This window comes from Nocardia sp. NPDC059180, from assembly GCF_042754945.1.
In the GTDB taxonomy this organism is placed as follows: Bacteria; Actinomycetota; Actinomycetes; order Mycobacteriales; family Mycobacteriaceae; genus Nocardia.
This window is the reverse complement of sequence record NZ_JBHZBU010000001.1, coordinates 943,909-966,870: the sequence shown is the minus strand read 5'-3', so window position 1 is coordinate 966,870 and position 22,962 is coordinate 943,909. Positions and strand designations below refer to the sequence as shown.

Sequence of the window (22,962 nt, the reverse complement as noted above, 5' to 3'; positions counted from 1 at the left end):
ACCACAGCGCCCCGACCGAGATCACGGTGTCCCGGCCCGAAACCACACCCGCGCTGCGGATCGGACGACATCGCGGGACCGACCGGAACTCATCCGACGCAGAGCCGTGGCGGTGTTGAACCACGCGGGCGCCCGCTCGACTACACGCTGATGCGATCCTCGACGGCGGCAAGGCCGATATCAGTCCGGTAGTGGCTGCCCGGAAGCTTGATGCCGGCAATCCGCTCGTAGGCGGCAGTGCGTGCGGCTGCAAGGTCGGTGCCCGTGCCGACGACGCTGAGCACGCGCCCACCGGCGGAGACCAGCGCACCGTCCTCACGCTGCGCGGTACCGGCGTGCAGCACCGTGGCGGCGTCGTCGGCCGAGTTCTCACCTGCACCGGTGATGACGTCACCGAGCCGGGGACGGCCGGGGTAGTTCTCGGCGGCGACCACCACGGTGATCGCCGAACCATCGCGCCAGCGCGGCGGCTGCACCTGGGACAGGGTGGCGGTGGCGGTGGCGTAGAGCAGCTCGCCGAGCGGGCTGTCGAGCAGGGCAAGCACGGCCTGGGTTTCCGGGTCACCGAAACGGCAGTTGAACTCGACAACGGCCGGGCCTTCGGCGCCGATGGCCAGCCCGGCGTAGAGCAGCCCGGAGAAGCCACTGCCGCGGCGCACCATCTCCGCGGCGACCGGCTCCACCACATCGGTGACGATCGCGCGTGCGGTGTCTTCGGGCAGCCAGGGCAGCGGGGTGTAGGCGCCCATGCCGCCGGTGTTGGGTCCGGTATCGCCGTCGCCGACGCGCTTATGGTCCTGCGCGGGCAGCAGCGGCACCACCGTCTCACCGTCGACCAGGCAGAACAGGGAAACCTCTGGACCGTCCAGGAACGACTCGAGCAGCACCGGATGACCTTGTTCCAGCAGTTCGGCGCCGTGATCGCGGGCGGCGGACCGGTCGGCGGTGACCACCACGCCCTTACCGGCGGCCAGCCCGTCGTCCTTGACCACCCAGGTCGGTCCGAAGCGGTCCAGTGCGGCATCCAGCTCGGCCGGATTGTCGACGATCTCGCTGTGCGCGGTGCGCACACCCGCGGCGGCCATCACATCCTTGGCGAACGCCTTCGAGCCCTCGATCCGGGCAGCGGCGGCGGACGGGCCGAAACAGGCGATCCCCGCGGCCCGCACCGCGTCGGCGACGCCGAGCACCAGCGGCACCTCGGGGCCGATCACAACCAGGTCGGCGGCCAGCTCGGTGGCCAGCGCGACCACGGCCTCGGCGGAGCTGGGATCGACCGGACGGATCTGCGCGTGCTGGGCAATGCCCGCATTACCCGGTGCGGCCACCACTGCCTGCACCGCGGGGTCGCGACGCAGGGCGAGGACAAGGGCATGTTCACGGGCTCCGGAACCGATGACGAGTACGCGCACGGCAGACAGCTTATAGGTGCATCGGTCCCGCTCCGCGTGTCAGGTTCGCGGCTCGCGGCACCCGGCGCCCTCGCGCGCGAACGCCCATTCACCCTGGACGGCGCGGGTCCCGTCCATAGCGCCGACTGCGCGCGGCAACGCCGTGGATGATGGTTGGAGACAACCGAAGTGGGGGGCGCTCCCCCACCCGAGCACGCGAGGATGTGCGGGCCATGGGTCTGATGGACGGAATCATGGGCAACGCCGGGCGGATCGATCCCGGCCAGGCCCAGCAGGAATACGCCAAGCTCCTCGGCAACGGTGAGCAGATCTATGCCGCCTACCTGCTCATCCGCGATGCCATCCTGTTCACCAACCGCAGGCTGATCCTGGTCGACAAGCAGGGCATGTCCGGCCGCAAGGTGAGCTACCACAGCATCCCCTACCGCTCGATCACTCATTTCTCGGTGGAGACCGCGGGCACCTTCGACCTCGATGCCGAGCTGGCCATCTGGATCGCGGGCAGCTCCACGCCGTTGCAGAAGAAGTTCAACCGGCAGGTCGACATCTACGAGGTGCAGGGCATGCTGTCGCATTTCGTCGCGGTGTAGGCGGCAGCGCTCCGACCGTCACCGGTGCGCGTAACCTGCGATCATGGCTTCTGTTTTCAGTGCGATCATCGCTGGTCAGCTCCCCGGTCGATTCGTATGGGAGGACGACGAATTCGTCGGTTTCCTCACCATCGCGCCGGTCACCCAGGGCCACACCCTTGTGGTTCCGCGCAAGGAAATCGACCAGTGGCAGGACCTCGACCCCGAGACCTTCGCCCGGCTCACCGGCGTCGCCCAGACGATCGGCCAGGCCGTGCGCGCCGCGTGGGACGCTCCCCGCGCCGGTCTGCTGATCGCAGGCCTCGAGGTCCCGCACCTGCACGTGCACGTCTTCCCTGCCTTCACCATGGGCAACTTCGACATCTCCGGCGCCGACCCCAACCCGTCCCCCGAGTCCCTCGACGAAGCCCAGGCCAAAATCAAGCAGGCCCTGCGCGACCTCGGCCACAGCGCCAACGTCCCGGACTGAGGGGTTCGATGTGGGGAGCCTCGTTCGCTCCCCACACCGCTGCTCCCCACCCGATGCACGGACCGACTCCGCTCGGCGATGAACCGATGCGCACGCGTTCCCCGTAATTCCTCTCGCTGCCGCACTCGATGGCGACGGCATTCCGGCCGCGGATTCTGCGGCGAGTCGAAGAGGAGCGCATCATGACTACTGTCCATCCGGCACCCACCGAGACCACCGTCGAAGAATTCGCCGCCAAGATGGTGGGCGTCCTCAACGACGCGTGTACCGCGATGATGACAAGCATCGGGCATCAGACCGGGCTGTTCGACGCCATGGCCATGCTGCCGAACCCGGTGACATGTGCCGATCTCGCCGCCACCACCGGACTGAACGAGCGGTACGTGCGGGAATGGCTCGGCGCGATGACCGTGTCGGGGATCGTCGAATTCGACGCGGCCGCACAGACTTACCAGCTGCCTGCCGCACATGCCGCAGCGCTGACCCGTGCGGCGGGGCCGAACAATCTCGCGCGTTTCATGCAGGTCGTCTCGATGCTCGGTGAGGTCGAACCCGCTATCGCCGAATGCTTCCGGGTCGGCGGCGGGCTTTCCTACGACAACTATCCCCGGTTCCACCAGTTCATGGCCGAGTTCAGTGCGGGCACGCTCGACGCCGCGCTGATCGACTCCATCCTGCCGATGGTGCCGGGTCTGGATGTGCGGCTGCGTGACGGTATCGATGTCGCCGATATCGGCTGCGGTCGCGGGCACGCGATCAACCTGCTGGCGAAGGCCTTCCCGGCGAGTCGATTCACCGGATACGACTTCTCGGTCGAAGCGATCGACGCGGCACGAGCGGAGGCCACGCAACTGGGCTTGACCAACGCGACCTTCGTGGTGCGCGATGTGACCGACCTCGGCGTCACCGACGCATACGACGCGATCGCCGTCTTCGACGCCATCCACGACCAGGCCCATCCGGCCACCGTGCTGGGGAATATCGCGGCGGCGCTTCGAGATGACGGCGTCTTCCTCATGGTCGACATCCAGGCCTCGAGCCACCTCGAGGACAATTCGGACCTGCCCTTCGGCCCCTTCCTGTACACCGTCTCGACCATGCACTGCATGACCGTCTCGCTCGGCCTCGACGGCGACGGCCTCGGCACGGTCTGGGGCGAGCAGACGGCACTGTCGATGTTGGCCGACGCCGGCTTCACCGATGTCAAGATCCACCATGAGGATGCGGACCCGCTGAACAGCTACTACGTGGCCAAGAAGGGGTGAGCGTTCCGCAGCACGCGTGACGAGCACGGCGGCCTGTCGTGCTCGTCGCCGCGCGAGTGGAAGTTCATCCGGTAAGGGTGATGCCGGTTCATGGTCGACGGGCGAGGCTCGAGCGCGACGACATCGTCTCGACAGGAGCCCGCGATGTGCCAGCACCCGAAACCGCCAAGTGCCGCCACGACGGAGATCAACCGAGCGGCGACCCAGCTCTACGATATGGACGATCGAGCCGACTTCACGGACGCACGCCGTGGTCTGATCGCGCCGCTACCCGGGCCGGTGTATTCCGATGCCGACAGCTCGAAGGTGGTGTTCGACCCCACCCAGTTCGACTATCTCGCCGGAGACCCGCCGGTGCCGGATTCGGTGAATCCGAGTCTGTGGCGCCAGTCGCAGCTGGTGAGCGTCGGCGGGTTGTTCGAGGTGACGAAGGGCGTCTACCAGGCGCGCAACAACGATATCGCCAATATGACCGTGATCGAGGGCGAGGACGGCATCGTCGTCATCGACTGCATGGCGGGTGTCGAGTCGGCTCGGCAGGGTATGGAGCTGATCCGGGAGCACGTCACCGATAAACCGGTGCGGGCGGTGATCTACACCCACACCCATATCGACCACTACGGCGGCGTGAAGGGTGTGGTGTCGGCCGAGGACGTGGCATCGGGCAAGGTGCCGATCATCGCGCCTGGACTACAGTTCGACAAATTCGCCATCGGTGAAAATGTGGTGGCCGGAAACGCTATGGCGCGCCGTAGCTTCTATGCGTTCGGCTCGATGCTGCCGCCGGGCCCGCAGGGATTCCTGACCTGCGGTATCGGGCTCCAGGCGACTCGCGGCCCGTCGGTGTCCTACATGTCGCCGACCGATCTCATCACCGAGACCGGTACTCGCCGCGAGATCGCGGGCATCGAGTTCGAGTTCCTCTACGCCCCCGACACCGAGGCGCCGGAGGAAATGCACATCTGGATTCCCCAGTTCAAGGCGCTGACCTGCGCGGAGAACGCGAATCACTCGCTGCACAACATCCAGACACTGCGCGGCGCACGCACCCGTGACGCTCGCAATTTCGCCAGATACCTCGACGAGACCCTGGAACGCTGGGGTGCCGACGCCGAAGTGCATTATGGGCCGCACACCTGGCCGGTCTGGGGGAACGACCAGATCACCGCGTTCCTGGAATCACAGCGCGATACCTACAAATACATCCACGACCAGGCGCTGCGGCTGGCCAACAAGGGATACACACCGCTCGAGGCGGCCGAGGAGATCGAGCTGCCCGACGAACTCGGCCGCAACTGGGCCAACCGCGGCTACCACGGCACCGTGCATCACGACGTGCGCGCGGTGTACACCAAGGAACTCGGGATGTGGGACGGCGATCCGGTGTCCTTGCATCCGCATCCGCCGGTCGAGGCCGCCAAGCGTTTCGTCGAGTTCGCCGGCGCCGACAAGATTCTCGCCGAGGGGCAGCGCGCGATCGATGCCGCCGACATCGATCTACGCATCAACCTGGATTTCACCGACGCCGGTGAACAGTGGACGATGTGGATCCGGCGCGGCGTCCTCAATGCCCGCCGCGGCAAGGTCGACGACGCCCAGTTGGCGATATCGGGCGCCAAACCGTTCCTGGTGGCGACGCTGTTGAAGCCCGAGGCCGGGGCGACACTGGCCGGCGGGGGCAAGATCACCCTCGATGGCGACGACACCGTGCTCAGCACCTTCGCCGACCTGCTCGACGATTTCGATCCTGCCTTTCCGATGGTCACTCCATAACAAAAGGGCCCTGCGATTCGCCGAGCATGAAAGCAACACACCCCACAAACCATGTCGTTGGGATTACCGTGACTTCTGCCAGGTTCGTGTGATAGCTCCGCTGACACGTGAGAAGGTACCGATGATAAAGGTTGCCCCTGTTTTTCTGGCTATCGCGGCGGTCGGTCTGATCGGCGCCTGTGCCGATGACAGCTCTGACGACAGCTCGGCGGCGACGACAACCTCCGCTGCGACGACAACGACCGACGCGGCTACCACCACGACCACCATGGCGGTGACGCCTGGTTCACCGGCTGCCGTGCTGGCCTCCACGCCGTGGGAAACCACCTCCGCGACAGACGCCAGTGGTGCGATAGTGCCGCTGACCGACCCCAACGTCAGCAATTACGTCGGCTTCGCCTATTTCAAGCCGGATGGCACCTTCACCATGTACAACCTCGACGATTCACCGAAGATGCAGGGCGACTGGTCGGTCTCACCGGACGGTAAGACACGGACCCTCGTCGCCAAAAATGAGGCGGGAGAAGAACAATTCCGCCGCGACGTCGAGATCGTCACCTTGACCGACACGGAATTCACCTACCGCGTGTACCCCGATGCCGAGGACAAGGCGGTGTACTTCGACATCATTCATACTCCGACCGATCACCCGGAGCCGAACTCGTAGGGGCATCAATCCCCGGGAACTACGCGCTGATGGGCCAGGGCGCAGACCGGCCCGCGCCCCATGCGGCGCGGGCCGGTCTTTTCAAGATGGTCGATAACGCAGCAGCATGCCGCGCATACGCGGGTGTGGGTGGGCATAACCGTCTGCGCACCGCCCCCGCGGGAAGGACCATCGACTTCGACAGGTGAATTCGTTCGGAGCGCGCGATGCCTGTTGCGCCGTAGGATAATTCGGATTCCTCCGCGGTCGTCGGCTCGAGGCGTTGCAGGTCTCGGATATAACTCGACCCACCTCGGGTGAGGTGGGTCGAGGAACAACGGCTCTGCGACCGCCTCGCGTGCTGCGATCCTGATCGCGCGGCAGGTCGTCAGCAGCAGATCCCCCCTGCAAAGTGCACGATTTGGGTTCAAACCTGGTCTTCGGCAGCCTCGCCGACCGACCGGCAGCTAGCCGCGTGCCAGTCGCTGGTTTAGAAGCTGGTTCAGCGAGACATTTTGTTCGGCGGCTTCTCGTGACAGACGAGCATGAAGTTCAGACGATGTGCGCACGAGGAACCTTCCGCTGTAGCTCCTTTCGGAGAGCGGTTGAGGGACGGCCTCGCCGTTGACGGCCATGTCCTTGATCGTGTCGGCTACCAGTTCCCGAAGCCCCTCTAGTGCCGCCTCCTGGGTTGGAGCCAGCCAAGAGAGCGATGGAAACTCAGTGCACAGTGCCACGAACTCATCGTCCTCTGGGGACCAGAGGACTCGATAGGCGTAGTGCGCGGCGTCTGGCAGGTTGTAGAGATCAGACATGTCAGGCACCCTCCTCCGGTTCCATCTGACGAAGCTTGTCGATCGCGGCCAGGACTTGCCTGACCTGGTAGGCCTTGGCTTTCCCTCCGTCGCCTTCCTGGATGTTGACGCGGGGATCTCCTGGCCATGGTGTGCTGAAAACGGCGTGGCTGCTTCCTGTTTGGCGGGGGATTCCGAAGTGCTCCTGGCAGACCGAGTAGAGCTCTTCATACCGGATGTTCTTCGGCGATTCCGCTATCTTGGCGAGCAGCTTCTCCACCTTCGACACGCATCTATAGTATCGCCCGTGATATCATCTTTAAAGAGTGATCCGGGTCACATCTCCTAATCGATACTGGGTCATATCCGCTGATAACTGGGGAGGTCTGCACCATCTCGGCGATCGCTCGGGCTATCGCGACTGTCAACAGATGGTCAGCGCCGAGCGCGCTGTCGCGTATCCCGTGCATCCCTCGGATCGGTCATCACGGTGCGTATCCGGGTGACTGATCGGTACCGCTACAGCAGTCGGCGACACGAAGGCCCAGACACGAATAGGCCCTTACCTGGATAACGCCTCAGGTAAGGGCCTCGCTGTTGGAGCCCCCTGTCAGGATTGAACTGACGACCTTCGCTTTACAAGAGCGGTGCTCTACCACTGAGCTAAGGAGGCGGAAAGCGGAGTCATCATAACCGGGCGTGCGTACCGCGTGACACCGGGTTTACGGTGCCATGCGGTACGCAGTCCAGTCGAGGATGTCCCGGCGCAGTATCGGCCGTGGTCAGGACTGGGCGCCCTGACGGGCCGCATCGTCGGCGGCCATGGCGTCGCGCAGGCTCTTGGGACGCATATCGGTCCAGTTCTTCTCGACGTACTCGACGCACGCGGCACGGCTGTCTTCGCCGAACACCACTCGCCAACCGGCCGGGACCTCAGCGAAGGCCGGCCACAGGGAGTGCTGTTCCTCGTCGTTGACCAGAACGAAGAAGCGGCCGTCTTCGTCGTCGAAGGGATTGGTGCTCATTTCACCTCACTGGATACTGGCGCTGTGTACGGGATCGCTGCTGGGTCGACCGCCGCCGGGTTACGCGAACCGCGGGCGTCGGAAACCCCGAGCGTTGTGTCGACCCTAGCAAGGGAGACGTTACGGCCGGGCGGTTACCTCGGGCCCCACGATCAGGCGGCGAAGAAATCCAGCAGGATCTTGTTCACCGCTTCCGGCCGCTCCAGGTAACCATAGTGCCCGGCGTCGGGAATTTCCTGGTAGCGGGCGCCGGGGATGGCATCGGCGACCTCACGCGACAGGTACGGCGGGATCATCCGGTCATCGGCGAACCCGACCGCAAGGCAGGGCACTGTGATGGCCCGGTACGCCTGCACCCGATCGAAATCGTGATCCATTCGTCGCTGAGCGCGGATACCCGGGGTGACCGGGCCGCCGGTGAACTCGAACAGATCCAGCCAGTCCCTGGCGGCGTTGGGGTCGGCCATGGTGGCGGGCGACAGGTTCATCACCGCGGTCACCGCCGCCTCGTACTTGGGCGGCAGCGAGACGGCACTCGCGTCCAGATCGTGTTCACCCAGCGACAGCGTCTTCTGGAACTGGTCCAGGCGCCCGTGTCCGGCGAGGAACACCGCCTTGCGCACCAGCTCGGGGCGGGCCAGCGACAGCTCCTGGGCGACGCGCGCGCCCATCGAGGTGCCGACGACCAAGGCCGGGCCCTCGTCGAGCAGTTCGATCAGGCCCGCGGTGTCGGCGACCAGTTGGTCGATGGTCATGCCGTCGACGGCCTCGTAGGTCGGCGCGATACCGCGGTTGTCGAAGGTGCACACCCGATAGCCCGCGGCGACGAGAGCGGGCACCTGGTGCAGCTCCCAGACCCGTCCGGGGCTGCCGGTGCCCATGATCATGACGACAAGCGGACCGGCGCCCTTCGTGTCCGTGCCCTTGGCTCGGTCGCCCTTGACCTGGTAGTTGAGTGAAATTCCGTTCACCGTGGCCAGCGGCATCCGCATACCCTTTCGTAAGGTTGGTACTGCGCTGCCCACGGTATCGGTACCGCGAGCACCGGTACACCGGGTGGGCTCCGGCACTGGGCATGCCCGGACCGCGCGCCAGATACCATTGACTATTCGCACGTACGAGCGCAATTTGCTGGGAGGACTGAAGATGGCCGCGAAGAGCAGCGCGAACGGAATCGCCGACGAGGACCTGGAGCCGCTGGCCGACGAAACCGCCCGTCAGGCCCAGCGCGTCGTCGCCGCCTACGCAGCGGACGCCGACGAATGCCGGATGCTGCTGTCGATGCTCGGCATCGGCCAGGGCATGCGGGGCGAATAGGAGCCTGAACGCCTTATCCGGATCGACGGCCGCCAACGGCGACGTCCGGCGATCCATCCACAACTGAACCGGGAACAGCGAAGCGCAGCGCGGCGTGAGCGACGGCCCGAAGGCGGCAGCCGAGGAATATCGGGCAGCCGTGAACGCCGGCCCTCAGACAAGGATGCGTGAGTGGACCAGATGACCGACCAGCCGTCCGACGACAACGACTCCGACTACGCCGAATCGGATCCATCCGGGTCGCTCGTTTCCGCGCCCAACGGCTCCGGTCCGATCGACACCGGGGTGGCCGAACCCGAACCGGTCGAGGCACAGCCGATCGGCTCGGGCGGCGGCAACTCCGGTTTCGTCGTGGTCGCCAACCGGCTCCCGGTCGATCTGGAAAAGCTCCCTGACGGCAGCACGCGCTGGAAGCGCAGCCCCGGTGGGCTGGTCACCGCGCTGGAACCGGTCCTGCGCAGCAACAAGGGCGCGTGGGTCGGCTGGGCCGGTGTCCCGGATGCCGATGTCGATCCGATCATCGAGGACGGTCTCGAACTGCATCCGGTGCCGCTGACGGCACAGGAGGTCGAGGACTACTACGAGGGCTTCTCCAACGGCACCCTGTGGCCGCTCTACCACGACGTCATCGTGCGGCCGGTCTACGACCGCAAATGGTGGGCCGCCTACGTTCAGGTGAACCGGCGTTTCGCCGAGGCCACCGCGAAGGTCGCCGCCGAGGGTGCCACGGTCTGGGTGCAGGATTATCAGCTGCAGCTGGTGCCGAAGATGCTTCGTATGCTGCGCCCCGATCTGACGATCGGTTTCTTCCTGCACATCCCGTTCCCGCCGGTGGAACTGTTCATGCAGATGCCGTGGCGCACCGAGATCATCGAGGGCCTGCTCGGCGCCGATCTGATCGGTTTCCATCTGCCCGGCGGTGCGCAGAACTTCTTGTACTTGGCCCGCAGGCTGGCCGGTCAGCCCACCTCGCGCGGCACCGTCGGTGTCCGGTCGAAGCTGGGTGTGGTGCAGGTGGGATTCCGGAATGTGCGCGTGGGCGCCTTCCCGATCTCGATCTCCTCCGCCGAACTCGACGAGCATTCGCGTCGCCGTTCGGTGCGCGAACGCGCCGCCAAGATTCGCTCGGAGCTGGGCAACCCGAAGAACATCCTGCTCGGCGTGGACCGGCTCGACTACACCAAGGGCATCGATATCCGGCTCAACGCGCTGGAGGAGCTACTGATGGAGGGCCGGATCGATCCGGCAGACACGGTGATGGTGCAGCTGGCCACCCCGAGCCGGGAGCGGGTGCAGAGCTACATCAAGATGCGCGGCGATATCGAACGTCAGGTCGGCCGGATCAACGGCGAGTTCGCCATGGTCGGTTCCCCGGTGGTGCACTATCTGCACCGGCCCATCCCGCGCGAGGAACTCATCGCATTCTTCGTGGCCGCCGACGCCATGCTGGTGACGCCGCTGCGCGACGGTATGAACCTGGTGGCCAAGGAATACGTCGCCTGTCACAGCGGCTTGAACGGTTCGCTGGTGTTGAGCGAATTCACCGGCGCGGCAGCGGAATTGCGGCAGTCCTACCTGTGCAATCCGCATGACCTGGATTCGGTGAAGGACGCGATCGCCTCGGCGCTGACCGATGACCGCGATACCAAGCGGCGCCGGATGCGGGCGCTGCGCAGGCAAGTCCTCACCCACGATGTGGACCGTTGGGCGCGTGCGTTCCTCGACGCCCTGGCGCACGACCAGGTCGCGGGCAGCGCCCTGCTCTCCGACGACGACATGTACTCCGAACCTCACCGCTGACCCGGGCGTTCACAGCAACCACACAGCGAGTCCGCAGCCGAAACCCAGCGGCGGGGGCGACGATGGACCGATGACCGCTACGCCGCAACAGGCACCCGAGGCGCGGGTGCTGGTGGTCGACGACGAGCCGATGATCGTCGAACTGCTCGCCGTCAGTCTGCGCTTCCAGGGCTTCGAGGTCGCCACCGCCGCCGACGGCGCGCAGGCGCTGGACCTTGCGCGCTCCTTCCGGCCGCAGGCGCTCATCGTCGACGTGATGATGCCGGGCATGGACGGGTTCGGCCTGCTGCGCCGCCTGCGCGCCGACGGTTTCGACGCGCCGGTGCTGTTCCTCACCGCCCGCGACGACGTGCACGACAAGGTAACCGGCCTGACTCTCGGCGCCGACGACTACATCACCAAACCGTTCAGCCTCGAAGAGGTGGTGGCGCGGCTGCGGGTGGTCCTGCGCCGCGCGGGCCAGGCGGCACCGGCGCCCGAACGGACCCGGCTGCGCTTCGCCGATATCGAACTCGACGACGACACCCATGAGGTGTGGAAGGCCGGCGAGCCGGTGTCGTTGTCGCCCACCGAATTCACGCTGCTGCGGTATTTCCTGGTGAACGCGGGGACGGTGCTCAGCAAGCCGCGGATCCTGGATCATGTGTGGCGCTACGACTTCGGTGGCGAGGTCGGTGTGGTGGAAACCTACGTCTCGTATCTGCGCAAGAAGGTCGACACCGGCGAGCAGCGGCTGATTCATACGTTGCGTGGGGTGGGTTATGTACTGCGCGAACCGGATAGCGGGCGGCGGTGAAGGATCGGATAGCGGCCAAGGCGGCGGCGATTCCCCTGCGAGTGACCCTGGTGCTCGCGCTTGTGGTGCTCGCGGCGGCGGGACTGCTGGCTTCGGGTGTCGCGGTGACCTCCTCGCTACGCACCGTCCTGGTCGACCGCCTGGACCGGCAGCTCTACGAGGCCACCCACACCTGGGCCAACCCCAGCAGGCCGTTCCTGCCGCGGCCCCCGGATCCGACCGATATCGAGCAGCCGCCGAGGCTCTTCTACGCACGCCTGTCGGATTCGTCCGGGCGGGTAGTACACATCAACGACAACGACGCCGGTGCGCCCGATGTGCCCGCCGACCCCGGCTCCCAGCCATTCACCACCGGTTCCGTCGACGGCGGCTCGTCGAACTGGCGGGTGCTCTACACCGAGCGACCGCAGGGCACCAGCTTGGTCGCGCTGCGGATGGACGAGACCGAGGCCATCATCGACCGGCTCATCGTGCTGGAACTGGTGATCGGTGCGCTGGTATTGGCGGCGCTGGCGGTGGCCGGGTACTTCGTGATCCGGCGCAGTCTGCGGCGGCTGATCGAGGTCGAGGAGATCGCCGCCGAAATCGCGGCGGGCGACCTGCATCGGCGAGTCCCGGTGCGCGGCACCAACACCGAGGTCGACAGCCTGGCCACCTCGCTCAACGCGATGCTCACCCAGATCCAGACCGGCTTCGCCGCGACCGAAGCCTCCGAGGAGGCGGCCCGGCGCTCGGAAGCCAATATGCGACGCTTCGTCGCCGACGCAAGCCATGAACTGCGCACCCCGCTCACCACCATCCGTGGATTCGCCGAGCTCTACCGGCAGGGCGCCGCCACTGACGCGGGCCTGTTCATGGAGCGCATCGAAAGCGAAGCCAACCGGATGAGCGTGCTCGTCGGCGACCTGCTCATGCTGGCCCGCCTCGACGCCCAGCGCCCACTCGAACGAGAGCCGGTCGATCTGCTCGCCCTGGCCAGCGACGCCGTGCACAGCGCACGAGCCGTGGCCGCGGGACGTCATCCGGAGTCGCCGCCACGCCGTATCGATCTCGAGGCGCGGCCGGGAACCGGCACCTACGAGGTTCCCGGCGACGACGCCCGGCTGCGTCAGGTGCTGGCCAACCTGCTGAACAACGCACTCGTGCACACCCCACCCGATGCGGCGATCACCGTTGCACTCACTCCGATGGACGACGAGGTCCTGCTCGAGGTCACCGATACCGGCCCAGGTCTGCCTGCCGAGGAGGCTGCCCGGATCTTCGAACGCTTCTACCGCACCGATACCTCACGTAGCCGCGACAGCGGAGGGACGGGGCTGGGGCTGTCGATAGTGCAGGCGCTGGTCGGTGCGCACGGCGGCAGCGTCGACGTGCGCAGTACCGTCGGCAAAGGAACCACCTTCGCGGTCAGATTGCCCCGCGAAAAGACAGCAGGCTGAGACTCAGCGTCCGAACACGTCCTCAGCAGAGTCGGCAACTGCTGCGCGTTCGAGCCACTCACCGAGCCGGGCAAGGTCGTGGCACGACGAGATCGACAGCTCTTGGGCGGTGCTGAGGACGACACCACGACGCCGCAACACCCGCAGCACGCTTGTGGCAAGGCCTTCTTCGCGCCCCTCGTCCCGCAGCTGCTGTGCAGTGTCGCCTCGGAAAAACGACAGTTCGATCGCCATCAGTTTCCTCCATTGTCCGGCGGCAGGTGTGTTGGTCAGACCGCGGTCGATCAGTTCGATGAACAGTTGAACGTCGTCTTGGTCGCCGTGCTCCCGCACCGCGGCGGCGGCTGCGTCCAGTATTGCACCGATATCAGGCTCGGTGGCGTGGGTAATCGCAGACAAAGCTGTCAGTGGCAGGTTGGCAGCCGCGATGTCGGGATCCGAGACGGCGGGGACGTTGGCGGGCCCTAAGACGAGTGGTTTCAGCGTCAGGTTCGGGGCGAGGTGGTGCCCGATCGTAAAACCCGCGTCGGCCCACGCGGCAGTGTTTCGATCACTACAGAGAACGACCAATATCGCCGGGACCCGGTGCTTCTCCTGTACGAATGCCAGGTAGTAGGTCCACGCTCCCGGTCTGGACGAATCGACCTTGCCTTGCGCCTCGACGATTACCAGAAACTTGTCGGTGGCTGTAGTGATGCGCAGGATGCTATCGGCTCGCCGCTCGAGTGGCGCGGTCTCGGTGAGGTCGACGCAAACCTGCTCGACGGCGATCGGGTCGGGGAACGTTAGGCCGATGGCGCGGAACGCGCTGGCGAAAGCGCCCGGGTCGTGTCGAAAGAGCCGATGCATCGCCTCGTGCTTTGAGGACACCATGCACGCAAGTTACATCGCACAATCGAATGCGTGTTCGACACGCCGTGCTCGGGCGCGACACTGGACGGACGCGCCGGCAAAACGCCGAACTACGCCGCGACGACCAAGGTCGCCGGCCGGCCACGTATGCCAACGATTACGGTCGATCCGCGACCGCACGAATGGGAACTACGGACCTGCGACGACGTTTGTCGACAGCGCCCACCGACTCGATCAACGAACGATCAGGGCGAGCGGATCAGATCGGATCGACGTCGGAAACCAGCCAGCGATCGTCCGGGCGCTCCAGTTTCACCCGCAATCGGCTGGCGTCGTATGTACCCGAGGCAGGGTCCTTGCCGGTCGTCTGCTGGTTGATGAAGATCATGACCTCGGCCTCGTCCGCCTCGGTCTTGATCACGCCGGAGCCGACGATGGTGGCCTTGACGACGAGTTCCTGTTCCTTCGCGCCGGGCACGAGGACGGTCTCGGTCACCTTGTCCCAGTCTTGTTTGAAGTCATCGGACATGTCCTCGGTGACCTTGGCCATGTCGGCATCGATCGTTTTGAAGTTGTAGCCGAACATCCCTTCGACTGCTCGGCGAGCCACGGCTACCGAGTCTTCGCGGGCCTGTTCGGCCTGGCGGTCCTGCCAATACCCGTAGCCCATCCAGGAACCGATGGCCAGGCTGGCGACGAGCAGGACACCTGCCCCCACCACAAACAACCGATCGCGCAATTTCGCTGTCATACGACCATCTCCATTCGTGTCGCTGCCAGCCCCTTGTCGGTTTCGGAGACCGTCACACGGAAGCGGTACTGACGCTGCTGTTGGCCTTCCTTAGCGCCGTTGGTCAGCGTCTGCTCGACGGCAACGAGCACGATGGCCGAGTGATCGTCAGAGCTCTCGATGGCAGCGTCGATCACCTTGCCCTTGGCCCGGACCTCTGCCTTCTTCACAATCCCGGCATAGTCGGTTTTGCGCTGTTCGTACTCGGTGGCGAGATCACCCGCGGAGACCTCCAACACTCTGTTGATATCGGCCTCGGCGGTCTCGGCACTGATACTCGTGATGTTCAGCAGGGCCTGTTTCGCCGTCTGGACATAGTCGGCGCGCCGTGTCTGCTGATCAGCGATATCGCCGCGCAGATTCATGATGTACGCACCGCCTGCCAGCAGGGCGACGGCCAGCACAACGGCCGCCACCGCCACAACCCGCTGCCAGAGTGCCCCCGCCTCCGCCGAATCGGATGTTTTCACCTGCGTCTGCGCACCAGCTTCGGTGTTCGCATCCGCAGCAGGATCGGTGCTGGTCTCCGCCGATTCGGCGACAGTCTTCTCATCGCCGGCCGGATCGACGGTCTTCTCGTCAACAGCCGGGTCGCGGGGCGATTCCTCGGGCTCCGCGGTCGGCGCCTTCTCCTCCGCTGGCTGCTGCTGCGTGGGCGGCGCAGTGGTGTGGTCTACCCGCACGTCAACGCCGACCTCGTCCGGTGGCGGACCTTCCGAGCGCACCGCGCGCCGTCGGGCGCGGTTGCGCACTCCGTTGCTGTCACTCATTGCATCTGCTCCTGGAACATCGCTGTCAAGCTCGCCGGGACAACCCCGGAACCGTCCGAGCCGATATGTGCCGGCCGATACGTACGACCATCCGAACCGACGTACGTACCCGTCTTCGGATCGTACGTCCGGGTCTCCACCGAGGCCGGGCGGGTTCCGCCAGGGGCGCTGGCCGGGGCGACACCGTTGCCGTCACCGGCGGCGGGCTCGCCCGACGGGGTGACCGGGTTCGGCGGGCCGAACGGCGGGTTGTCGCCGAGCGGCACGTACCCCTCGGGATCGCGGCACAGCTCGGGCGATGGGGCTCGTTTGCCCGGGACCTCCATGCAGGGCATGTTGCGAATGCCACGCACCGCATAGGGCGCATTCTGCGGGCCCTTGCAATACAGATTCGCCGGGGTGTCCGGTGCGTCGAGTTCGGCAGCGGACCGACGCTGATCAGGCGGAAGGAAACCCGTGGTGCACCCGATCGGGCCGTTGAGTCCGACCATGAAATCCACGATAACGCCGTACTCGAGCGGGCCACCGGTCGCTGCCGTCAACAGACCCGCGATCAAGGGCGGAAAAATCACCAAAAGCTGTTCGAGACCTGCGTTGTAGGTGTAGGCGACCTGTCCGACGCTCACGAGATTCCGGGCGAGCAAAGGCAACGTCGGGGTGACATCGCTCAAGAGGTCGGAGGCACGAGCGGCAGCGGCGGGAGTCTTGTCGATGACGTTACGCAGCGATGGGTCATGTTCGCGCAGCTGATCGGTCAATGTGGCCAAATCCCGTGTCCACGTACGGATAGCCGCATCGGACTCGATCTGGGTATCCAGCAATGGCCCGATCTTCGCGATCAGATCCTTGGTGGGCTCCGCGTTGTTCTTCGCCTCTTGGACCAACAGGGAAGCCGAGTCGATGAACCGCTGCAGGTCCGGCCCCGCGCCATCGAACGCCTTGAAGGCCTCGTCGATGACCAGTCGCAACTCGGTATCGGCCACACTCTCCAGGAGTCGGTCGGCCTGGTCGAGCATGGCGCCGACATCCTGCGGCAGTTTCGTGCTCTCGACCGGAATGACAGATCCGTCATACAGATTGGCACCGTCGGTGTCCTCGCCGGGAACGAGGTCCACATACTGCTCGCCGACCGCGGAAACGCTACGCACCCACGCTTCTACATCGGCGGGGATCTTGTAGTCACTGTCGATCGACAGCTCGGCTGCTACCCCATCAGGGGTGAGCCGGACAGCGGTCACCTTGCCGATATTGGTACCGCGATAAGCGACGTTGGCAGTCTCGTACAGCCCGCCCGTCGCGGCCAGCTCGACCGTCACGTCATAGCGGCCTATCCCGACCATGGCAGGCAACTTCACATATGCCCCGCCCATCACTCCGAGGCCGATAATCGTCAGCACGGAGAAGATGGCGAGCTGGACCTTGACGAATCGCGTGAGTTTCATCGTCCACTCCCCTGCGGCACAGTGATACCGGGAATAGCAGGAAGCCCTGGAATCGGTGGCAGCCCCGGGATACTGGGCGGCGGCCCTTGCGGCCTCGGCTGCAGTGGCGCGGTTCTCGGATCGACCGGCGCTCCGTCGGTCCCGCCCACTTGGCCGAGCGCCCCCTCGACACCGGTGTAGCGCGGCCCGACCGCCGTACCCGTGAGGAAGTTCTTGGACAACCGCTCCGATGTCAGGTCGTAGATGACCTTCACATTGAGGTAGTCGCCTCGGACCGCACCATCGAGGGCGTGCATCGGAAACGGGAAGGTGAGCAGCATACTCAGCGATGTGCTGAGATTCTGTCCGGTGTTCGCCAGTTCCTGCAGCGTCGGCCACAGGTTTGCCAGGTTGGCCGTCAGATTGTCGCCGCCGTTTTGCACGATGCGGCTCACCACATCGCTGAGGCCACCGAGCGCAGTGAGCGTCCCGGTGATGCTCTCTCGCCGGTCGGCGAGCACGGTCAGCGCCGGATGAATGTTCTCGATCGCCGAAGCGAGCATGTCCTTCTGCCCGGCGAGGATTCCGGAGAACCGGTCCAGTTCACTCATGGCCGCGATGATGTCGCCGGTTTGGGTGTCGAGCGTGCCGATGAGCTGATTCAGTTGCGGCAGCAGATCGCGGATCTCATCGGTGCGACCCACCAGAGCCTTGTTGAGCTCGGTGGTGATGTTCTCGATCTGGCTGAGACCACCACCGTTGAGCACCACCGACAGCGCGGACAGCGTCTCCTCGGTGGTCGGGAAGGCACCCGCTCGCTCGAGCGGAATGGTGTCACCATCGCGCAGCTTGCCCTGCCCCTGAACATCGGTTGGCGCGGCCAATTCGATGTGGTTGCTCCCGAGCAGACTGGTTTGCCCGATCTTGGCAGTCGCGTTGGACGGCAGCTGCACATCCTTTTCCAGGCTCACCGTGACCAGCGCGTGCCAGTCCTCCACCTCGATATCGGTCACCGTCCCCACGATCACATCGTTGACACGGACCGGCGAATTGCGAGTCAGCGTGGTCACATTCGGCATCTGAATATCGACCTGCCACGAATCCGCTCCGGTGCCGACGGCGCCGGGCATCGGCAATGAGTTCAAGCCGCTCCATTCGCAGCCGCTCACCCCGATCGCGACGCAGGCAGCGACCATCACGCCGCCGATACGCTTACGTCCTGTCGACAACATCATTTGCCCCCTGGGACGACCATGTCGGCCAGCGACTTCGGAACACTCACCTGAGTTCCTGCACGGGCCGCGAGCTCCGGCGTGCTGTACACCAACTGCTCGGGGAACGCACCGGCAGTGGTCACCGGGTTGAGCATCAACGGCGGATAATTCATTGCCAGCTTCTGCAATGTGGGTCCAAGCATCTGTGCGCACAGATCCGCGCTCTTATCCGAATCATTGGTCGCCGCCCCTCGGATGGAGCCGCAGATGAAGCTGACCGGATCAGCCATATTGGTCAACACCGGGAAGCCGGTCAGCGAGCCCTGGGCGGGCTTGTACAGCTGATAGAAGTTCACCAGCGCGGTCGGCGCCTGGTGCAACAGTCCTTCCAGCTCCGGACGCTTATCCACCAGCAACTGGGTGACATCGCTCAACCGTTCCACGCTCTCGGTGAGCGCACCACCGCGTGATTCGATGAACCGCTGGACGTCCTGAACCGCGATATCCAGACTGTCGAGACCGGCACCCAACTCCTCCGAAACCCCGGCCAGTACCGATGACACCGAGGCCAACCGGTCGCCGAACTGCACGATCTGATCGTTGCTCTTGGACAACACGTCCACGAACGTCTGCAGATTGCGGATGGTCGAGAACAGGTCGGTCCGGCCGTCCGACAGCGTGCTGATCGCGCCGGACAGCTCGCGCAGGGTGTTGCGGAAAGCCTCGCCGTTGCCGTCGAGGTTTTCGGCGGCGGTATCCACAAACCGCCCGAACGACCCTTGCTCGTCCTCACCGACGGGGCCGAGCGCTGTCGCCAGGTTGGACAACTCCGTCTTGATCTCATCCCATTCGACCGGAACTGCGGTCCGCTCGATCGGAATGGTTCCGCCATCCGAAAGCTTCGGCCCTCCGGTGTACGCGGGCGCCAGCTGAACGAAGCGCGCGGTCACCAGAGACGGCGAAATGATCACCGCTGCCGCGTCGGCCGGCAGATCGATCCCACGATCGACTGTCATCTTTACGGTGACGTGATCCTTACCGGGTTCCACCGAGTCGATCCGTCCGACCTTGACGCCGAGCACCCGCACATCGTCACCGGCGTACAAGCCGCTGGTCGACGGGAACTGCGCGGTGATCTGTGTTTTGCCGACGTTGTCGAACAGGAACCAGCCGACGCCGAGCACGATCGCGAGTACCGCGGCCAGCGCGACGGTTCGCGTCCAACGAGGCAATCCAGTGACTTTTCGAAGTGCGTTCATCGCGGCGGCTCCACAATCCCCGGCTCGATAGACGGAAGCGGATCGAGGAAGGACTTGAGGCTCTCGGGCAGATGCTGCGGCCACACCATCGCATCGATCAGCAATTGCAATCCCTTGCTGGTGAAGTTCGAGATGTACGCCTGGAAGTACGGGCCGCTGCCGACCTGCTCGCCGAGCGCGCCCGCATACGGACCGAGGGCGTCGATCGCATCGGAGAGGTTCTGCCGGTTGTCCTGCAGCAGCGTCAGCACCGAATTCAGCGTGTCCAGTGTGGGTTTGAGCTGGGCCTCATTGTCATTGACGACGCCGGTCAGCTGCTTGGCGAGCCCGTCGATGTACACGATGAGCTGGCTGAGAGCGCCGCGGCGGGCATCCAGCTCGCCGAGCAGTGCGTTGCCATCCACCACCAGCGCGCTGATCTGGTTGGCACGGTCGGAGAGCACCTTGGTCACGTTCTGCGCCTTACCGAGCAGATCGACCAGTGCCTGATCGCGGGTATTGATGCTGCGCGACAGCGCGGTGACGCCGTCGAGCGCAGCCCGCAGCGGGGCCGGTGTGTCGGCGAAAGCCGTCGACAGTGTGTCCAGCGTCGCGTTCACCTGCTCCATATCCAAACCCTGGACGGTGGTCGCGAGGTCACCGAGCGCGTCGTTGAGTGAATACGGCGAACGGGTGCGCTCCAGGGGGATCGGATCGCTCGCGCGTAATCTTCCGTCGCCGGTCGGCGTCACCGCGAGCGCCTTTCGGCCCAGCAGGGTGTTGGTTTCGATGGCGGCGGAGGTCTTGTCGCCCAACGGAATCGATTCGCTCATCGAGAAACGGACGAGCACTTTGTCGCCATCGAGGCTGATCTCCTCGACTTGGCCGGAGCGCACACCCGCGACCTGCACCTGATCACCGGTCACCAGACCACCGGCATCAGCGAAATAGGCGGTGTACGTCGCGCCCGAGCGCACGAAGGGCAAGCGGTCGAACTGCAGTGTGGACAGCGCGATGGCGACCGCAAGCACGATCCCCACGATGCCGTAATTGATCAGCGGTGAGCGTCGCCCGTTCACTTGGCGCACCTTCCAGTCGTCTGGGTTCCTGGCGGCTTGAGGAGCATTGGTTTGCCGTCAGGCCCGTCGACCATGATGTCCGCGGCACATACGTAGATGTTCAGGAATGAACCATACGAGCCGATCCGGACCAGCTTCTTGTAGGTTTCCGGCAGGTTCTCGAAAATCCACTGCAGCTCACCGGAGTTGTCGTCCAGGTTCTGCGAGACCCGGCCCAGCTCGGAAATAGTGTTCTTCAGATCTGGTCGCGCCGTTTGCAGAAGTTCGGTGAGATCGCCGGTGGCTCCGGCGAGCCTCGGAATGGCGTCACCGATCGGATCCTTGTCCGCGGACAGCCCACTGATCAAACGCTGCAGCTCGTCGAGGGTGGTGGCGAATTGCTCGTCGCGTTCGTCGATGGTGGACAGCACGGTCTTCAAGTTCTCGATCACGCTGCCGATCAGGGCATCACGATCGGCGAGCGTCTGGGTGAACGAGCCCGAACTGTTCAGCAGCGAGACCAATGTGCCGCCCTGACCCTGGAAGATCTTCAGCAACGCCCCGGTGAGGTCGTTGACCTGCGCCGGATTCAAGCCACGCAGCAGCGGTTTGAAGCCACCGAGCAATAGATCCAGATCCAGTGCGGGCTTGGTCTGTTCCAAGGGGATGGTGCCGCCGGCGGCGAGCACCTCCGCGCTACCGGGGCCCTCGAGCAGTTCGAGATAACGGTCACCGACGAGATTTTCGTATCGGACGGTGGCCTCGGTGCTCTCATACAGCCGGTATTTGCGATCGACATCGAATTCGACGTGCGCCAGATTGTCGTCGCCGACCGAGACCTCGCTCACCGAGCCGACCGGAACGCCCGCGATGCGAACCTGCGACCCCGGAAGGATGCCGGAGGAACTGGTGAACACCGCGTGGTACCCGTTCTCCCTGGAGAATCGCATCTGGCTGAAGACCACCCCGAGCATGCCGAGGATCAGCACCATCACCAAGGTGAACAACCCGAGCTTGACTGTGACAGCCCGTGGTTTGAACCTCATCACTTCACCCCCGGCATTCCGGCGAACAGCAACTCGAAGACAGTGGCGTTCACGTGTGGCTGCGTCGCCGGCTGCCAGACGTGACCCTGAGAGGTGTCCGTGACCAGGTAATTGGCGTTGACACCGGGTACACGATCCAAGATTCCTTCACAGTGCGGGCCCCCGGTCGCGTTCACCTTCGGCAGGTCCTCCGGGTATTTGTACGGTTCGCCGCCGGGCATGACACCTGCGTTCATCGTGACGGCCGGATAGCGACCGCCGAAGATGTCATTGACGATATGCATGTTCGAGCCGAGGCCGACGATGGTGCAGTACAGCCCCGAACGATACTCATTGAGCAGTCCCGTGGTGGGTTCCAGGAGCCTGAGCGCTTCGACGATCGGGCCCTCGGTGTCGTTCAACAGCGGGGTCGCGGTGTTCGCGAGTCCGATGAGGTTGGCCAGCAGCGCGTCGATGTTCTGTTCGCTGTCCACGATCGTCGCACTGGTGACCACGGCATTATCGGTGGTACGCAACAGGTTCGGGACGGTGTCGGCGTACAGCCCACTCACTGCGGCCGTCTTCTGCAGGTCCGCCTGGAGCGCGGGCAAGATCGGGTTGATATCACGCAGGTATGCCTCGCTGTCGACGAGTAGCTGCCCCAGTGTGTCTCCACGGCCGTCGAGGGCTGAGCCGATCGCGGTCAATGTGGCATTGAGCTTGGTCGGATCGATTTTGCCGAGGACGTCATTGAGATGCTGGAACAGCGTGTTGAATTCGACGGTCACCTGGGTCGCCTGCACAACCGCACCCGGCTGCATCGGCTCTGTCGAAGCATCCGGCGGCGCGACGAAGTTGACATACTTCGCGCCGAACACCGTGGTGGAGCGAATATCAACGACAGCATCCGACGGCACCAACTCCAGTTGGTCGGGATCGATCGCCAACTCCAGCCGTGCACCGTCGGCGGTGTTCTCGATTCCGGCTACCGTGCCGATCTGGATACCGCGAATTCGGACCTTGGCATCGGGATCGAGCACCAGCCCCGCGCGAGCGGTGTCGACCGAGACCCTGACGGTGTTCTCGAAACCGCCCATGAACATGACCAGACAGACGACAACCACAGCCACCAGGCCCAGCACCATACCGATACCGGCGAGCCGGATGACCCACGGCTTCTCCAGAGTGTCTTTCCGTCGTTCTTTCGAAACCGGGCCGGCGCCCATGGGGCCCCCGGCCGCATTTCGATCGTGCGTACCCGCCATTTT

The 22,962-nt window shown here is 64.8% G+C and carries 23 protein-coding genes and 1 tRNA gene; 9 read left to right on the top strand and 15 right to left on the bottom strand.

Annotation, left to right across the window (positions count from 1 at the left end):
* Positions 1-140: 140 nt before the first annotated feature.
* Positions 141-1,412 (bottom strand): phosphoribosylamine--glycine ligase, encoded by a 1,272-nt coding sequence (gene purD / locus ACFXNW_RS04565; protein ID WP_379415830.1) that lies wholly within the window; start codon positions 1,410-1,412, stop codon positions 141-143.
* Positions 1,413-1,624: 212 nt separating this feature from the next.
* Between purD and ACFXNW_RS04560 the strand changes: the two genes are divergently transcribed.
* The 5 genes from ACFXNW_RS04560 to ACFXNW_RS04540 all read left to right on the top strand — a co-directional run bounded on the left by ACFXNW_RS04560 (position 1,625) and on the right by ACFXNW_RS04540 (position 6,176).
* Positions 1,625-2,002, top strand: a complete 378-nt coding sequence (locus ACFXNW_RS04560) for a PH domain-containing protein (RefSeq protein ID WP_163826314.1) — start codon at positions 1,625-1,627, stop codon at positions 2,000-2,002.
* A gap of 43 nt (positions 2,003-2,045) precedes the next feature.
* Positions 2,046-2,471: an HIT family protein gene (locus ACFXNW_RS04555; protein ID WP_379415829.1), complete on the top strand. Its 426-nt coding sequence runs from the start codon at positions 2,046-2,048 to the stop codon at positions 2,469-2,471.
* 182 nt (positions 2,472-2,653) lie between these two features.
* Positions 2,654-3,736, top strand: a complete 1,083-nt coding sequence (locus ACFXNW_RS04550; protein WP_379415827.1) for a class I SAM-dependent methyltransferase — start codon at positions 2,654-2,656, stop codon at positions 3,734-3,736.
* Positions 3,737-3,880: 144 nt separating this feature from the next.
* Positions 3,881-5,509: an alkyl/aryl-sulfatase gene (locus ACFXNW_RS04545; protein ID WP_379415826.1), complete on the top strand. Its 1,629-nt coding sequence runs from the start codon at positions 3,881-3,883 to the stop codon at positions 5,507-5,509.
* On the top strand, positions 5,430-6,176 hold the full coding sequence (locus tag ACFXNW_RS04540; RefSeq protein WP_379415824.1) for a DUF4822 domain-containing protein: 747 nt from the start codon (positions 5,430-5,432) through the stop codon (positions 6,174-6,176). The genes ACFXNW_RS04545 and ACFXNW_RS04540 overlap by 80 nt, the downstream gene beginning before the upstream one ends.
* Positions 6,177-6,622: 446 nt before the next feature.
* Here ACFXNW_RS04540 and ACFXNW_RS04535 read toward each other — a convergent pair whose 3' ends face one another.
* The 5 genes from ACFXNW_RS04535 to ACFXNW_RS04515 all read right to left on the bottom strand — a co-directional run bounded on the left by ACFXNW_RS04535 (position 6,623) and on the right by ACFXNW_RS04515 (position 8,960).
* Positions 6,623-6,970, bottom strand: coding sequence for a type II toxin-antitoxin system HicB family antitoxin (locus tag ACFXNW_RS04535; RefSeq protein ID WP_379415823.1), 348 nt, complete (start codon positions 6,968-6,970; stop codon positions 6,623-6,625).
* Position 6,971: 1 nt separating this feature from the next.
* Positions 6,972-7,238: a toxin HicA gene (locus ACFXNW_RS04530; RefSeq protein ID WP_379415821.1), complete on the bottom strand. Its 267-nt coding sequence runs from the start codon at positions 7,236-7,238 to the stop codon at positions 6,972-6,974.
* 309 nt (positions 7,239-7,547) lie between these two features.
* Positions 7,548-7,622, bottom strand: a tRNA-Thr gene (locus ACFXNW_RS04525).
* 109 nt (positions 7,623-7,731) lie between these two features.
* Positions 7,732-7,974 carry an MbtH family protein gene (locus ACFXNW_RS04520; RefSeq protein WP_011207082.1) on the bottom strand — a complete coding sequence of 81 codons (243 nt, stop codon included), beginning with the start codon at positions 7,972-7,974 and terminating at the stop codon, positions 7,732-7,734.
* Positions 7,975-8,126: 152 nt separating this feature from the next.
* Positions 8,127-8,960, bottom strand: coding sequence for an alpha/beta fold hydrolase (locus tag ACFXNW_RS04515; RefSeq protein WP_379416297.1), 834 nt, complete (start codon positions 8,958-8,960; stop codon positions 8,127-8,129).
* A 160-nt stretch (positions 8,961-9,120) separates the two neighbouring features.
* On the opposite strand from ACFXNW_RS04515, the gene ACFXNW_RS04510 reads away from it, so the two are divergent.
* The 4 genes from ACFXNW_RS04510 to ACFXNW_RS04495 all read left to right on the top strand — a co-directional run bounded on the left by ACFXNW_RS04510 (position 9,121) and on the right by ACFXNW_RS04495 (position 13,326).
* The gene (locus ACFXNW_RS04510; protein ID WP_379415819.1) at positions 9,121-9,291 is read left to right on the top strand and encodes a hypothetical protein; all 171 of its coding nucleotides are present in this window, start codon (positions 9,121-9,123) and stop codon (positions 9,289-9,291) included.
* 171 nt (positions 9,292-9,462) lie between these two features.
* Positions 9,463-11,091, top strand: a complete 1,629-nt coding sequence (locus tag ACFXNW_RS04505) for a trehalose-6-phosphate synthase (protein ID WP_379415818.1) — start codon at positions 9,463-9,465, stop codon at positions 11,089-11,091.
* Between the two features lie 70 nt (positions 11,092-11,161).
* A complete protein-coding gene (locus tag ACFXNW_RS04500) occupies positions 11,162-11,887 on the top strand; it encodes a response regulator transcription factor (RefSeq protein WP_379415816.1) in 726 nt (241 codons plus the stop codon).
* The gene (locus ACFXNW_RS04495; RefSeq protein ID WP_379415815.1) at positions 11,884-13,326 is read left to right on the top strand and encodes a sensor histidine kinase; all 1,443 of its coding nucleotides are present in this window, start codon (positions 11,884-11,886) and stop codon (positions 13,324-13,326) included. Before ACFXNW_RS04500 ends, ACFXNW_RS04495 begins: the two co-directional genes overlap by 4 nt.
* Positions 13,327-13,329: 3 nt before the next feature.
* Here the strand turns inward: ACFXNW_RS04495 and ACFXNW_RS04490 are convergent, their stop codons facing one another.
* The 9 genes from ACFXNW_RS04490 to ACFXNW_RS04450 all read right to left on the bottom strand — a co-directional run bounded on the left by ACFXNW_RS04490 (position 13,330) and on the right by ACFXNW_RS04450 (position 22,920).
* Positions 13,330-14,199, bottom strand: coding sequence for a hypothetical protein (locus ACFXNW_RS04490; RefSeq protein WP_379415814.1), 870 nt, complete (start codon positions 14,197-14,199; stop codon positions 13,330-13,332).
* A 238-nt stretch (positions 14,200-14,437) separates the two neighbouring features.
* Positions 14,438-14,929 (bottom strand): h domain protein, encoded by a 492-nt coding sequence (locus tag ACFXNW_RS04485; protein WP_379415812.1) that lies wholly within the window; start codon positions 14,927-14,929, stop codon positions 14,438-14,440.
* Positions 14,926-15,738: a hypothetical protein gene (locus ACFXNW_RS04480; protein ID WP_379415811.1), complete on the bottom strand. Its 813-nt coding sequence runs from the start codon at positions 15,736-15,738 to the stop codon at positions 14,926-14,928. Before ACFXNW_RS04480 ends, ACFXNW_RS04485 begins: the two co-directional genes overlap by 4 nt.
* Positions 15,735-17,180, bottom strand: a complete 1,446-nt coding sequence (locus ACFXNW_RS04475; protein ID WP_379415809.1) for an MCE family protein — start codon at positions 17,178-17,180, stop codon at positions 15,735-15,737. Before ACFXNW_RS04475 ends, ACFXNW_RS04480 begins: the two co-directional genes overlap by 4 nt.
* Positions 17,177-18,391, bottom strand: coding sequence for an MCE family protein (locus ACFXNW_RS04470; protein WP_379416295.1), 1,215 nt, complete (start codon positions 18,389-18,391; stop codon positions 17,177-17,179). The genes ACFXNW_RS04475 and ACFXNW_RS04470 overlap by 4 nt, the downstream gene beginning before the upstream one ends.
* Complete coding sequence (locus ACFXNW_RS04465; protein ID WP_379415808.1) at positions 18,391-19,632, bottom strand: MCE family protein; 1,242 nt, start codon at positions 19,630-19,632, stop codon at positions 18,391-18,393. The genes ACFXNW_RS04470 and ACFXNW_RS04465 overlap by 1 nt, the downstream gene beginning before the upstream one ends.
* Positions 19,629-20,690, bottom strand: a complete 1,062-nt coding sequence (locus tag ACFXNW_RS04460) for an MCE family protein (RefSeq protein ID WP_379415806.1) — start codon at positions 20,688-20,690, stop codon at positions 19,629-19,631. The genes ACFXNW_RS04465 and ACFXNW_RS04460 overlap by 4 nt, the downstream gene beginning before the upstream one ends.
* On the bottom strand, positions 20,687-21,715 hold the full coding sequence (locus tag ACFXNW_RS04455; RefSeq protein ID WP_379415804.1) for an MCE family protein: 1,029 nt from the start codon (positions 21,713-21,715) through the stop codon (positions 20,687-20,689). Before ACFXNW_RS04455 ends, ACFXNW_RS04460 begins: the two co-directional genes overlap by 4 nt.
* A complete protein-coding gene (locus tag ACFXNW_RS04450; RefSeq protein ID WP_379415802.1) occupies positions 21,715-22,920 on the bottom strand; it encodes an MCE family protein in 1,206 nt (401 codons plus the stop codon). Before ACFXNW_RS04450 ends, ACFXNW_RS04455 begins: the two co-directional genes overlap by 1 nt.
* Positions 22,921-22,962: the final 42 nt, after the last annotated feature.